General features: G+C 65.9%; 11 protein-coding genes and 2 pseudogenes. 7 read left to right on the forward strand and 6 right to left on the reverse strand.

Annotated features, from left to right (window positions below; all coding sequences use genetic code 11):
• The first annotated feature begins 16 nt into the window (after positions 1–16).
• Together OV287_RS06090 and OV287_RS06095 are read left to right on the forward strand one after the other, a co-directional pair.
• Complete coding sequence (locus tag OV287_RS06090; RefSeq protein ID WP_267533035.1) at positions 17–454, forward strand: helix-turn-helix domain-containing protein; 438 nt, start codon at positions 17–19, stop codon at positions 452–454.
• On the forward strand, positions 357–932 hold the full coding sequence (locus OV287_RS06095) for a transposase (RefSeq protein ID WP_267542271.1): 576 nt from the start codon (positions 357–359) through the stop codon (positions 930–932). The genes OV287_RS06090 and OV287_RS06095 overlap by 98 nt, the downstream gene beginning before the upstream one ends.
• On the opposite strand, the gene OV287_RS06100 is transcribed toward OV287_RS06095, so the two are convergent.
• Together OV287_RS06100 and OV287_RS06105 are read right to left on the reverse strand one after the other, a co-directional pair.
• Positions 905–4,330, reverse strand: coding sequence for a tetratricopeptide repeat protein (locus OV287_RS06100; RefSeq protein WP_267533036.1), 3,426 nt, complete (start codon positions 4,328–4,330; stop codon positions 905–907). The genes OV287_RS06095 and OV287_RS06100 overlap by 28 nt on opposite strands.
• Positions 4,331–4,332: 2 nt before the next feature.
• A complete protein-coding gene (locus OV287_RS06105; RefSeq protein ID WP_267533037.1) occupies positions 4,333–4,644 on the reverse strand; it encodes a hypothetical protein in 312 nt (103 codons plus the stop codon).
• On the opposite strand from OV287_RS06105, the pseudogene OV287_RS06110 reads away from it, so the two are divergent.
• Together OV287_RS06110 and OV287_RS56370 are read left to right on the forward strand one after the other, a co-directional pair.
• Positions 4,643–5,335: pseudogene (locus OV287_RS06110) on the forward strand (substrate-binding domain-containing protein); the annotation flags it as partial. The gene OV287_RS06105 and the pseudogene OV287_RS06110 sit on opposite strands and share 2 nt — an antisense overlap.
• Before the next feature lie 91 nt (positions 5,336–5,426).
• The gene (locus tag OV287_RS56370) at positions 5,427–5,669 is read left to right on the forward strand and encodes a zinc-binding dehydrogenase (protein ID WP_373371808.1); all 243 of its coding nucleotides are present in this window, start codon (positions 5,427–5,429) and stop codon (positions 5,667–5,669) included.
• A gap of 401 nt (positions 5,670–6,070) precedes the next feature.
• On the opposite strand, the gene OV287_RS56795 is transcribed toward OV287_RS56370, so the two are convergent.
• The gene (locus OV287_RS56795; protein ID WP_506344822.1) at positions 6,071–6,487 is read right to left on the reverse strand and encodes a DUF5372 family protein; all 417 of its coding nucleotides are present in this window, start codon (positions 6,485–6,487) and stop codon (positions 6,071–6,073) included.
• Between OV287_RS56795 and OV287_RS06115 the strand changes: the two are divergent.
• Positions 6,480–6,686, forward strand: a pseudogene (locus OV287_RS06115) (transposase); the annotation flags it as partial. The gene OV287_RS56795 and the pseudogene OV287_RS06115 overlap by 8 nt on opposite strands.
• Positions 6,687–7,139: 453 nt before the next feature.
• Positions 7,140–8,255 carry a cyclic nucleotide-binding domain-containing protein gene (locus tag OV287_RS06120; RefSeq protein ID WP_506344830.1) on the forward strand — a complete coding sequence of 372 codons (1,116 nt, stop codon included), beginning with the start codon at positions 7,140–7,142 and terminating at the stop codon, positions 8,253–8,255.
• 22 nt (positions 8,256–8,277) lie between these two features.
• On the opposite strand, the gene OV287_RS06125 is transcribed toward OV287_RS06120, so the two are convergent.
• The 3 genes from OV287_RS06125 to OV287_RS06135 form a co-directional block, all read right to left on the reverse strand.
• The gene (locus tag OV287_RS06125) at positions 8,278–9,468 is read right to left on the reverse strand and encodes a M20/M25/M40 family metallo-hydrolase (RefSeq protein ID WP_267533039.1); all 1,191 of its coding nucleotides are present in this window, start codon (positions 9,466–9,468) and stop codon (positions 8,278–8,280) included.
• Entirely contained in the window at positions 9,380–9,913 is a 534-nt protein-coding gene (locus OV287_RS06130; protein ID WP_267533040.1) for a zinc-binding metallopeptidase family protein, read from the reverse strand. Before OV287_RS06130 ends, OV287_RS06125 begins: the two co-directional genes overlap by 89 nt.
• A 76-nt stretch (positions 9,914–9,989) precedes the next feature.
• Positions 9,990–10,661, reverse strand: coding sequence for an APC family permease (locus tag OV287_RS06135; RefSeq protein WP_267533041.1), 672 nt, complete (start codon positions 10,659–10,661; stop codon positions 9,990–9,992).
• 481 nt (positions 10,662–11,142) lie between these two features.
• Here OV287_RS06135 and OV287_RS06140 point away from each other — a divergent pair, with 481 nt between their 5' ends.
• Positions 11,143–12,900, forward strand: a complete 1,758-nt coding sequence (locus OV287_RS06140) for a recombinase family protein (RefSeq protein WP_267533042.1) — start codon at positions 11,143–11,145, stop codon at positions 12,898–12,900.
• The last annotated feature ends 216 nt before the right edge of the window (positions 12,901–13,116 follow it).

Here is a 13,116-nt window from a genome sequence, read left to right on the forward strand (position 1 = left end):
GTGGGAGCGCGACCGCGTGGAGATGATTCTTCTGTCCGCCTCGGGCTGGTCGCCCCCACGGATTGCGGAGTACCTGGGAGTGCATGCGGCTACTGTGCGCCGTGTGCTCAAGGCCTGGAGCCACGAGGGCCTGGATGCGTTGGAGCACAAGCTACCGGGGCCAGTGCCGGATGTTGAGCGACACGCCATGGTAGTGGGCATGCTCGAGAAGTTCCTCTCGGAGCCACGTACCTGGACATCATCCCAGTTGGCTGAGGCATTGGCTGGGGTGGGCATTCAAATGAGTGCCCGGCAGACGGAGCGCTACCTGGCGGAACTGGGCGCTGGCTGGCGCCGCACCAAGTCGAGCCTGGAGCATCTACAGCAGCCCGAGGCGGTGGAGCGGGCGCGCCGCAAGCTCACCACGCTCAAAAAAAGCCCGCGCCCGGAGGCTAGACCTCTTCTTCCTCGATGAGTGCGGCTTCGCACCCACGCAGCCGACGGGCTACAGCTGGACGCTCCGAGGCAGTCGCAAGCTCATTGCCTATGAGGCCACCAAGGGCAGGCGCGCCAACGCCCTGGCCGCCTACGGCATTCGCGACGGCCAGCGAGCCCTACGTTTCACCGTGAAGGGCCGCTCCCTCACCAGTGCGGATGTCTTCGACTTCCTGCTGTTGCTACCCACGGGGAAGCGGCCATGCACCGTTGTCCTGGACAACGTCAACATCCACACCAGCCGCTTCATCCGCCAACGCCGTAGGCAACTGCGCAAGCGCGGCGTGCGCCTCTTCTTTCTCCCGGTGTACTCGCCGGAACTCAACGAGGTGGAGCCCGTCTTCGGCGTGGTGAAGTCCTACGAAATGCCCCGTCGGAGCTACCCCACGCTCGCTGAACTGCTCGCCGCTGTCCGCAGCGGCTTCATGAGCTACCGAAACCGCCTGCGGAAAAAGTGAACAACATCTATGGCGGACCGCTTAGTAACTTGGCGGACGTCGTGCCCCGTCGTGAGCCGCGCGAGCAACACATCGACCAATGCATTCCGATTCGGTGCTGATGCCGACTCCAAAACGATGGCTTTGAGCACCTTCGCCCCCACAAGCGCAGCACTCGATGTGTTGCAGTCGGGCCCCTCCAGGCAGGAAAATACAGCCATCACCTCGGAAGTGGGCCGCCACTGATGGCGCTCAAGGATGGCTTCAATGACGTCTTCATCCACCGTGATGAACCGGTATCTGGCCACCGCCAAACGTTCCACTATGGCCGAATATTCTGGAAGAGTCATGCGGCCTTTTCTGTGAGCCGCCAACGCCACCGCTTGAATCGAAGCGGTCGGCGTCTGGTTTTGAATTTGAGCAAGCATTCCAAGTGCTTGGTCATCACAAAGCACCATGCCGCCTGTCGCCGCCGCCTCCCAAAGCAGGTCTGATGTGGGCTCCCCAAGTACTTTAGAAGCCACTTCCCGCTCAGCAGGAGGCGCGTTGAATTGAGAGTAGGCAGCGCACGGCAAAGCCACCGCACGCGCAACCTCTTGCACTCGCATAAGAAACCCGTGCTCGTCACCTAACGGTGCAACCCTAAGCCGCCCGTCCTCACCTACCGACACGTTCATTCCTTCGCCTGTGCCTTTCGGCATTGCCTGAACGGCGTGGGAGTGCAAGTCATCAAGAAGACTCTGCACAACACGAACTGGGCTGATCAGTTGAGCAATCTTCGTGCGCGATTCAGCATCGAGCAGCATAAGAGTCATCAGCGCGGAGTAGTCAAGGTACACTGGTTGGTTGCGTTCCCCAATGATGCGCTCGGCTACTTCAAATTCTTGGCCTGCACCGCGAGAAAAGAAGACCCTGCCGCTATCATCGTGAATGAGCCCAGACCATGTTGTCGGCACAGAGCGATGGAGCGCGCCTGCGAGCGCAGCGAGTGGCAAGCGCCCCTGAGTATGCATGGCCACAAGTTCCTTGATACGGCCCGAGTTTCCCGGAATAGAAAGCAACAACTTGGTAAGCTCTGATGGATCGTCGCGCGGAACCTCGAACTTCCACAACCCTTCCGCGTCTGGGAAGCGCTCATTGAATCCAGACATCGTCTCCTGAAACGCTCGGACAAAATTTGATTTAATTTTGTCGATTCGGTAGACCGTCTGGACCAGCGGGTTCGAGGGCCCAGCAATCTCGTCTCCCACCCGTTTTCCGATCAGGCGAGTAGCCAGCGGGTCAGAGGCCTTAACCCAGGTTGCAGCATCTGGAATCAGGTCCCCATCCTGAACAATGGACACTACGCGCGAGCCGCTCCTACCCACAACGGAAAGCGTCGCTGTAGTCCCAGGCACTATGACATCTGACTCCAAACGATCACTATCGCCCCGCTCCCTGTTCAGGAAGAGCCCAACGTAACCTAGCTGAATCTGTGCTTGGTCCCTGCCGCGTTCCCACGAGCGGTAACCATATGTCAAAGCCCGCTTGTCTCTCACAGCACTCAGAAGGAATGCGAACACCATCAACTCGTGGGCGTCTTGCCCACCTTCCATCTCGCTCGCATCAACGGACAACGAGTCCACCGCCTGTTGTCTGTCTCCCTTCCGTAGCAGAAGGGTGGCCAAGCAGTTGATGTCGCGAAGCCGAGGCTTGCGCTCCTGAAGCAGCCTACGCTGAAGCTCCGTCGCTCTCTCGAGGTCACCCGCTTGCGAGGCAATAGCAACCGCCACCTCAAGAACCTGCTCTGGAACGTGCTCGCGCGTTAAGAGAGTGTCGACGACAGTGCGTGCCCGATTTAGGGCGCCCGTGTTATATAACGACACCACAAAGGCTTGCGCCGCACCATCACCAAGAGTGGTGATATTCAGAGGCTCTAATGTGGTGATGCATCCTGCATAGTCCCCCCACATGGCCTGCCTGTAGCCCAGTTGCTCCCTCACATCACAACTGTCTTCCTCGTTAGCGAGCGAGAGCGCCTTTTGAAACGAGGATAATGCTTGGGTTTGGTCTCCTAAACCAGCAAAATAGCGTCCCAGGTGGAACCAAGCATCCCAGGAGTCAGCGTACTCGCGGGCAAGTACGTCACAGATCTCTCTGCCAAGTTCCGCACGCTGGATGCGTCGGCATGAGTCGAGCACCAGCGTTGCTCCGCGAATGCGCTTCTCCTTAGCGGGAAGATTTTGCCAAGCATTGGCGAGGAGTTCGATGACGTCGGCATCGGCATGTGCGGCAAGAAGAGCTGCCCCAAGTTGAAGTCGGACGTGTGGGTGCTGGTCGACCAATCCGGAGTCTCGAATGAGGCGCGCAGCGGCAGAAAATTCGTTGCGCTCCATTAGTACAGCAGCATGGTTGACCACTGCCAAAACATTGGGTCGTGAACTGGTACTTCGACTAGCTTCGAAAGCCTCCAATGCCTTTTCCAGCTCACCGAGCAGGGACAATACCAAGCCGCATTGAGCCAGAAGTCCTGCGCGAGTGTCGCGCAGGCCAGACGGGCACAGGTCCAGTGCATGCCGGAATTCCGCGAGCGCCGTCTCCAACCGGTCCCGAGGCAAATCCTTGCTCACCGGTACGAAATCAATGCCATTCCCAAGCCTCGCGGCGACTCCCAGGGCACACATCCCATGGAGTATATGGGCATTCAGGGCTGTCTCCTCGTTGCCCACAGCGACACGCAGAGCCTTGTCCACCCTGTCTGCGTCACCTTTGGATGCCATAGCATACGCGACAGCAAGCTGAACACGGGCATCGTAGGCTGCCCAGGCTTCCTCGCGGAGAAATCTCTCTATGTCGTCGTAGCGCCCAAGTTTGGACAACGCGGCGACGCGGAGTGCGCCGCCTTGCCCCCGCATGGATACGTTTGTGATAGGCTTATCAAGCAAGTCCAAGGTGAGCGACGGCTCGTCCGCGTGTAAGTTCGCCGCTGCAAGGTTCACCCTTACCAAGTCGCTGTCAGGCTCAATCGAGAGCGCCTTGTTAAACTCGGCCCTTGCCTCGGAGTAACGCTCGAGGCCCATGAGGCACACGCCGGTGTTGTTGGCGATTCGGAAACGTGACCTTGACAGCCCCTGCTTGGTACCACACTTCTGTTGGAGCTTGCGGAACCCATCCAACGCCTCGCTGAAAAGGTGGCGATCAATGAGTCCCACGTTTGCGTCAATCTCAGAGGCGAACGGGTCATCATCCGCAGGTGCTCCACTGCGCTGCTCGCGCGATAGGACAACGCGGAGAAACTCCTGCACATTGATGCCCGTACCATTGATGTTTAGGGTGAGCTGGTCGACGCTGCCAGCGATAACCGCATTTTGCGCGACCACCTCCTGCACCAACGGGATGGGCTCAACGGGTTTGGGCAAAGCATTCTCGTCGTTGGGCATCGTCACATGTTGATGTTGTGAATGTTCTGGGCCACGATGACCTTCTCAGCGTCGATGCGGCCGACGAGCATGCCGACCGAACCCGCGTCCTGCTTGAGCACATGGATGACCTGCGCCGCATGCTCAGGATGCGACTGGAGATGCTCGGCGGTCGTTTGTGCAAGTCCGTCAACAGGCGGGGCCGCGCTCCAACCAAAAACTTTGAGCACGCGATCCCACATGGTCTTGCCTGCCTGAGTGGCTACTCCCTCGGCCACCTTGGTGCCAAGAACGGTGATGGCAGAGGTCACGGCCGCGAGCGTTACCGGTTCCATGCGATATCTCCCCGTAGAGGTAGGTAGTGTGCTGGGTGAGACGGTTGAGTATGATGTGTGCTCGACACGGGGGCAAGCGCAGCGCTGCCTAGGCCGAGAGCGGGTACTCGCAACCCGCTTGGTTACCGGGCAGCCTATTCCTCCCCTCTCTCGCTCCTACGCCGAGTGCGCACCCGGCCCGGTCCCCATTCGGTACACTCCCGCGCCGTTTTGTTCGTCTCCTCCGTCCAGTCTCGTAGGGCTTTCACCAGGGTGCGGTCCCGCGCGTGGGTCCTCGGGCTCGTACTGCTTCCTCGGGGGCTGGGGCTCGGGCTGCCAGAAGCCGGCCGACACGTCCCCGTCCCTCGTCTACGCGGGCTCCGGCAGCATCGGCAACGCCGTCCTGCGCCCGTTCAGCGAGGGCTTCGAGCGGCGAGGAGGGCGGCCCATCGAGGCGAAGCACTACGTCGGCTCTGCGGAGGGCTTCAAGCTCGTGATGGAGGGGCGTGCGGACCTGGGCGGCCTGGCGCGCTCGCTCACGAGCACGGAGAAGGCCCAGCAGCCCTATTACGTCATCATCGGTTACGCCGCGCTCGCGGTGTACGTCCACCCGGACAATCCCGTCCCCAACCTCAGCCGGAACCAGCTCAAGGCGTTCTTCACCGGCGAGGTGAAGAACTGGAAGGACGTGGGCGGGCCGGATGCACCCGTGGAACTCGTGACGGTGGAGCGCTCCTTCTCGCGCTGCGAGGACGCGCTGACGGACAGGGGCATCTACCTCCTCCACCGTTCCCACCCTGGGGATGTTCGCGGACGTGCTCTGGACGCGCTTCTTCGGGAGCAGGAGAGCCGTCCTGGCGTTGACCGGCCTGCGGCCGCCGAGCGCGAAGAGGAAAGACCTGTGCTTTCTCAGGGAGCTCGCCGAGACGGGACGGCTCCGCGCGGTCATCGACCGCCGTTATCCCTGTGAAGACAGCGCCCAGGCCCACCGCCGCGTCGACTCGGGACACAAGCAGGGCACCGTGCTCCTCCAGATGGGGGCGTAGGTGAGCTGGCGAAGACGCCGCCTACGAATCGTCTGACACCCTTCAAGGCAGCGTGCGCTTCGAGCCGTTGCCGCCGCCCACGCAAGCCGAGGTGGAGCGGCTGCTGAAGGGGGTACGCCACCGAGTGCTGCGCCTGCTGGAGAAAAGAGGGGCCCTGCCCGCGCACGGGCCCCAGGACGCGCTGCAGGTGTACCAGGCGCACTCCCTGCAGCAGCGGCTGCGCTGGACGGAGGTGGACGTGCGGCCCCCTCCCCGAAAGCAGCCCCGGTGCGCCTTGCTGGAAGGCTTCTCCCTGCATGCCAATACGCACCTTCACGAAAACGACAGGCAGGGCCTGGGTGCGCTATGCATAATGCCCCTCTTCTCGGAAACGGGTTTTGGAATGGCCGCGCCCTTCTCATTCATCGCTTTCCTTCGCGTTTGCGGCCTCGGCGTGGAGCACCTGGTGCAAGAGGGGTGTCCACGCTCCGAGAAGGGCCTATCGGATTGCCGCGGGTCGTGTCGACCGAGGTGACTTGGATGAAGCTATGCTCAACCGCTGAGCCAGGAGCAGGCGGTGGGGCAGGCTCCCGGCGAAGTGCCACCTCTACAGCATCAGCGAGCTTGAGAAGGTCGGAAATGCGGAGGCGAACCTCACGACCGCCGATGCTGGGTGGGACCAGAGGTGAGGAGCGGTCTGTCCACTCAATCGGAAGCCTCATGCACCAGCCAGGTGGGTGCTCCACGTCGATGTACCGCCTGCCGTCCTGGCTGCGGACGGTGCGGATGACCGGCAGCTGCACGCCTTGGAGCGGATGAGTCGGCAGGGTGATGGTCACGCAGCCCGAAACCGGCTCTGCATGTATCGTAGTCTGCGAATGGGATGTGGAGCGGCTGTGCCGCTACGGAGCACGCGGTGCGCTGGCGCTGGAGCGTTTGTCACGAGCGCAGGACGGCCGCCTAGCGTACCGGATGAAGCGCCCGCTGGCGGACGGCACCACGCATCTCTTCTTCACCGGGCTGGAACTGCTCCGTCGCCTGGCGTCCCTGGTGCCTCCGCCTCGGGCGAACCTCACGAGGTTTCATGGCGTCTTCGCTCCGGGCGCCAGGCTCCGGCCATTTCCGCTCCCTCAAGCGGGGAGGGAGGAGGGACCACAGAAGGAGAGCCTCTGCTTGGCCGCGACGGAGGAGGAGCCGAGGAAGCAGAGGACGGCGCGGGTGGAGTGGGCCGGGCTGCTGCGCTGGACGTTCTCACTGGACGGGCTTCGCCTGTCCGCGGTGTGGAGGCAGGCGAAAGGTGCTGGCGTGTGTGACGGCCCCCGCTGGGGTGCGCTTGAGAGTGGAGCACCTGGGACTGCCCACGCAGGCTCTGAAGCGGGCCCCGGCCCGGGGAGCACCCCAGCAGGCGTGGTGCTGAACCTGGCGCAGCCGCTGTCAATACGCCCCAACGCCCTGCCTCTCTGCTCAAGCGAGGGCGGCCAGGGCAGGGGTGTGCCCCAAGGGGTTGTAGCGTCCCGTGTACCGGCGCGGCGCGCGGCCTTGCTGGCCCCGGCAGCGGCCCTTCTCGGCCCCTCCGCTCCAGCCCTCACCCTCTACATGGCTTCTCTCCCGCCTATACGCCGGCTCGAGCCGGATCATGAGCCGACGCAGCGGCTGCTCGCGGGGCTCGATGCCCGGCGGATGGATCCCCAGGCTCCGTCGGGGCCCCCCGTGCCGAGGCTCCTGACGCGGGTTTCGGCCAGCCTGTCGCGTGCGAGCGGGGAGGCGGAGCCCGAGCGCGTCTCGCTGTTCGCGCGGCTCGGCGAGAAGGAGTTCCTGTCGGTGATGGAGGCCCTGGAGCTGCGGGAATTCCAGCCGGGGGAGGTCATCGTCGAGGAGGGAGAGCCGGGCAGCTCCATGTTCGCCATCGTGGAGGGGAGCGTGGAGGTGGTGTGGACGCTGCAGTCGGGGCGGCGGCGCACGGTGGCCTTCCTGGGCGAGGGCGACTTCTTCGGGGAGATGTCCATCCTCTCCGACGTGCCGCGGCTCGCGAGCGTCAAGGCCTTCGAGCGCACGGCGGTGTTGGAGCTCTCGCGGGAGCGGCTGGAGGGCATCATCCAGCGGCTCCCCTCCGTGGCCGAGGCCCTGCGGGCCTACCACCGCGAGCGCCTGCTGACGGACGTGCTGCGGGGCAACTCGCTCTTCCGGCTCCTCTCGCCCGAGCGGCGGGAGGCCGTCGCGCGGGACTTCCAGCTCTGCGCCAGGCCCGGGGGCGCGACCCTGCTCGAGCAGGGCAAGCCGGTGGACGCCCTGTACCTGCTGCTGCGGGGGCGGTGCCAGGTGCTGCACCCCCAGCAGGGCGGCGGCGAGCAGCTCGTGCGGACGCTGGGGGAGAGCGACATGTTCGGGGAGATCGCCCTGATGCTCGGCCTGTCGGCCACCGCCACCGTGCGCGCGGAGACGTCCTGCCTGCTGCTGCGGCTGGACTGGGGAAGCTGCGAGCGGCACCTGCTGGATCAGACCGGGCTGTGCGAGGCGCTCTCGCGACTGGGCAACGAGCGCCTGCTGCACTCCGCCGGGCTGCTCTGGGCGCCCCAGGCGCCCGGCGAGGCTCCATCGCGCGCTTGAGGTACCGCCACCGCGCGCCGGCTCAGGGGGCCGGCTGCGCGGTGGGGGCCGGAGTCCCTGGTTGCTCGAAGCGACGGAAGAAGCTGTCCTTGTTCCAGCTCGGGCGCTCGGGGGCATCGGCCACGCGCGAGGTGAGGTCGGCCAGCAGGCTCACGAAGCGGGCCGCGCCCTCGCGATCCACCGGCTGCGACAGATCATCCCCCGGTGCGTGGTAGCGCTTCGCGTGCCACTCCTTGTGCAGGCGCTCCTCCTTCGAGCCCTTGCGGTAGCCGAACCGGAAGGACATCGCCGGCACGCCCTCGAGGATGAAGCTGTACTGATCGCTGCGGGTGAAGCCGTTGGCCTCGGGGTTCGGGTCCCTCATCACCTCGACGCCCATGCGCGAGGCGGTCGCTTTCAGCGGCGCGGCCAGCGAGGACTCCTCCACGCCGTAGGCCACGAGCCGCTGGAGCGGCGTGAGCGGCAGGAACATGTCCAGGTTGAGGTCGGCCACCATCCGGCCGCTGCCCTCGGGCGGGTGCGAGGCGAACCAGCGCGAGCCCAGCAGGCCTTTCTCCTCGCCCGTCACGGCCACGAAGAGCACCGTGCGGCGCGGGTGCGCCTTTTTCTCCTGGAGGACGCGGGCCACCTCCAGCAGCGCGGCCACGCCGGTGGCGTTGTCCATGACGCCGTTGTAGACGCGATCCCCGTCCCCGTTCACCGGCTCGCCGAGGCCCAGGTGATCCAGGTGCGCCGAGAGCACCACGCTCTCACCGGCGAGCTTCGGCTCACTGCCCGGCAGGCGCCCCACCACGTTGACCGAGGAGAGCTCCGACTTCTCCAGCGCCACCTCGCCGCGCAGCGAGACGGGGAGGGTGAAGTGAGGCATCGGCTTGCCCGCGTCCGCCAGGGCGAGGAGCTCCTCGAAGGTGTGTCCGCTGCCCTTCAGCAGCGTGTTCGCGGCCGCGGGGTTGAAGGCGGTGACGAGCGGAATGTCTACGCTCTGCTGGCTCGTGGGGTGGGCCAGCACCATCACCGGGTGCTGCTGGCCCTGCACCGCGCGCTCCCAGGAGACCTCCAGGACGCGAAGGTTCGGCAGCGCCAGCACGCCCACCGCGCCCGCGCGTGCGAACGTCCTCGCGAGCTCATCGGGCGAGCTGTAGTGGGCGGCCAGGTTGCCGGGGACGCCCGAGGGCATTCCTCCGAGGACGATGACGGCGACCTTCCCCTTCAAGTCCTGGCCGGCCAGGTCGTCGTACCCCGGCCTCGGGGATGCTCAGGCCATAGCCCACGAAGACGAGCCCGGCGTCCACGGGACCGGAGCGGCTCGTGAGCGAGCTGAGGAGGAGCTCCTGGTCGAGGGTGAGCGGCTGCTCCTGGCCGTCGCGGACCAGGGTCATCCGGCTGTGCTCCTTCACCACCCGGCGGGAGACGAGGGGGACGTCCTGGAGGTACCCCTGGCCGGCGCCGGGCTGGACGCCGAGCTCGGCCAGCTTCGCCGCGACGTACTCGGCGGCGCGGCGGTGGCCCTCGCTGCCCGTGTCGCGCCCCTCCAGGCCGTCACTGGCGATTGCCTCGACGTGGGACCACCAGCGTTGCGCGGCGGGCGAGGGCGCCTTGGCGAAGGCGAGCGAGGGGACCAGCAACAGCAGGGAGGAGCAGGTTCGAAGGAGGGACATGGTCTCGCGAGCGTTGGAACGGGGAAGTGCCCCGTACCAGTCCTACGCGCGAAACCCAGCGACATTGCGTGTGCCACTACATGTTGCCGGGGGGCTCCACGCCGGGGTTCGGGCTGACCGGGGCCTCCAGGTTCACCGGGGCCACGCCCCGCCGCAGCACGGAGTTGCGGTAGCCGTAGGCGAAGTAGACGACGAGGCCGATGGCCAGCCAGATGCCGAAGCGCTCCCAGGCGTGCACGGGCAGGCCCTTCATGACGAAGAGGCACGCGGCGGCGCCAGCGAGCGACACCGGCCACACGAAGGGCACCTTGAAGGGCCGGGGCCGGTCCGGGTCCTTGAGGCGCTGCACGGGCACGCCCAGGCACACCAGCATGAAGGCGGACAGGGTACCGATGTTGGTCAGGTCGTACGTGGCGGCGTCATCGGCCACCAGCGAGCCGATCGCCACCAGCACGCCGGTGATGAGCGTGGTGACGTGGGGCGTGCGGTACCTGGGGTGGATCTTCGCCGCCCAGGGGGGCAGCAGGCCGTCGCGCGCCATGGCGTAGAAGATGCGCGGCTGGCCGTACTGGAACACCAGCAGCACCGCCGCCATGGAGACGACCGCGCCCAGGGAGATGATCCAGCTGAACTTCGTCAGCCCGGCCACCTCGAAGGCGTGCGCGAGCGGGTCCGAGGACTTGAGCTGCTGGTACGGAATGAGGCCCGTGGCCACCGCTCCGACGATCACGTAGATGACCGTGCACACGGCCAGTTCCCTCAAGCGGGGACGGAGGCGGGCCCACAGAAGGAGAGCCTCTCCTTGGCCGCGACGGTGGAGGAGCCGAGGAATCAGAGGACGGCGCGGGTGGATTGGGCCGGGCTGCTGCGCAGGACGTTCGCATTGGCGGTTTAGCCACAAACGACAAAAGGCTGGTGCGGTTCACCCTGCACCGTCGGGTGCCCAAGCGCAGCTGGCCCTCGGCTACACCTCCTGAGGTGAAGCAGGAGGGCGGCAGCGCTGGCCGTCCACGTTCGGCTGCACCACGCGAAAAGGGTGCGCAAGAGAGAGTGGAGCGTCGAGTGGAAGCCCGCCCCGACAGCCGACGGCCGCGAGCGGATGGGGCGCGCCGTGCAGCTGCTCCTGGACGCTGCCCACGGCGCGGCCGGAAGGCCCCAAGGGCCTCCAGCCGAGGCAAGCGAAGTAACAAGTCCCGACGTCGTTGAGTTGGGCAACAAGAGAGGAGCCGATGATGGCTGAAAGAGCTGCGCTCTACGCTCGCGTTTCCACGGCGCGGCAGGAGCAGGAGCAGACGGTTGCCTCGCAAATCGCGGCGCTCCACAAGGCTGCCGCGGAGCTGGGCCTGCAGGTGCCCCCGCAGCACTGCTACGTGGACGAGGGCTTCAGTGGTACCCGGCTGGACAGGCCTGCCTTCGACGCCATGCGGGACGCGGCGGCCGACGGCCTCCTCGATGTGCTGCTCGTCTTCGCACCCGACAGGCTGGCGCGCAATTACGTGCACCAGCAGGTGGTGCTCGAGGAGTTGGCTGCGCGAGGCGTGCGCGTGCACTTCGTCGAGCGGCCCATTGGGGAGAAGGCCGAGGACAAGCTGCTGGTGCAGATGCAGGGTGTCATCGCCGAGTACGAGCGGGCAAAAATCATCGAGCGCACCCGACGCGGGCGCCTGCACAAGGTGCGCACGGGCCAGACGCCTCCTTTCTCGCGGCCACCGTACGGCTACCGCCTGGTGACGAGTCCGGACGGGCGGCAGAAGACAGTCGTCCTCCACGAGGAGGAGGCCGCGCGAGTGCGCGACATGTACCGCTGGGTGCTGGAGGAGGGCCTGAGTGCGCGCGCAGTCGCACGACGACTCACCGCCCAGGGCGTGCGGCCACGGCGCGCGGCGCGCTGGACGGGCGCCAGCGTCCGCCACCTCCTCGTCAACCCGGCATTCACCGGCACCGCCGTCTACAACCGGCTGATGGCCGCCGTGCCGACACATCCGCGCAAGGCCGCGGCTCTGCGCAAGGTAGCCAAGAGCAGCTACCTGCTCCGCCCGCGCGAGCAGTGGCAGACGTGGCCCATTCCGCCCCTCGTCGACGAGGCCACGCAAGCGGCGGTGAAGCTGCAGCTGGCACGCAACAAGGTGCTCTCCTCGCGCAACGTGCGCTACAGCTACCTGCTGCGCATGCTGGTGGTGTGCGGCCAGTGCGGACTGCGCATGTCCTGCTTCCGTCGCGCGCAGTCCAACGGACGGGGCGACTACCACTACTACGGGTGCAGCCGAGGCCCCGAGGACAGTGGGCGTGCAGCACGCTGCAAGGCCCAGTACCTCAGGGCCGAGGCGCTGGACGCGACGGTATGGAGCGCAGTGTGCCAGTGGCTGCGCGAGCCCCGCATTCTGGTGGAGGAGGTCGCCTCCTGGCAGGAGCGCCGAGAGGGAGAAGAGGCCTCGGCACGCGAGCGAGCTCGCCTCGAGTCAACGTGTAGAAACCTCGAGAGGCAGGTGGAGCGCCTGGTGGACGCCTACCAGCAGGGCGCCCTGCGGGTGGACGAGTTGAAGGTGCGGCGCGCGCAACTGGAGGCTGCCCTTGAGGCAGCGCGCGCCCGGGCCAAGGAACTCCAGGCGCAGCATGCCGATGAGGAGCGGCTGGGCGAGCGGAAAGCGCAACTGGAGGCCTTTGCCGCGGCCGTGCGTGAGGGGCTCGACTCGCTCGACTTTGAGGGCAGGCAACGGCTGGTGCGCCTGCTCATCGAGCGCGTCGTGGTGACGGGAGAGCACGTCACCATCGAGCACGCGGTCCCCCTCTCTGGCCGGTTTTGTCGTTTGCGGAAAAACGACGCTGGACGTCTTCACCTGTGCGGAGGGCGGGGCAGGCGGCGGGTGCTGGCCTGGCTGACGCATGGGCCCGTTGTGAGGGGCATCCTGCGGCATTTGAATCTGCCCGAGGTGCCGCCTCCGCTCGCCCCGGCGCGAGGGCCGCCGCAGGCCGCATTCTGGCAGTGAGTGTCACCTCGGCCTGCAGGCCAGCCTTTAGCGCTCCTCTGCCTGGCGCGGGCAACCAGGCGTGCGTCCAGCGGGTGTCCGCAGCCATTCGCCTCGGGGGACTCGGCACCTTCCGCTCACGCTCGAGGACCCACTGCGCCCACTGTCTACCTCCCCGCGCGCTCTTAACCGGGCCTCTATACTTCTTATGCTCCGGACGGGGGTGGAAGGGCTGGC

It is taken from the genome of Archangium lansingense, from assembly GCF_026626635.1.
In the GTDB taxonomy this organism is placed as follows: Bacteria; Myxococcota; Myxococcia; order Myxococcales; family Myxococcaceae; genus Archangium; species Archangium lansingense.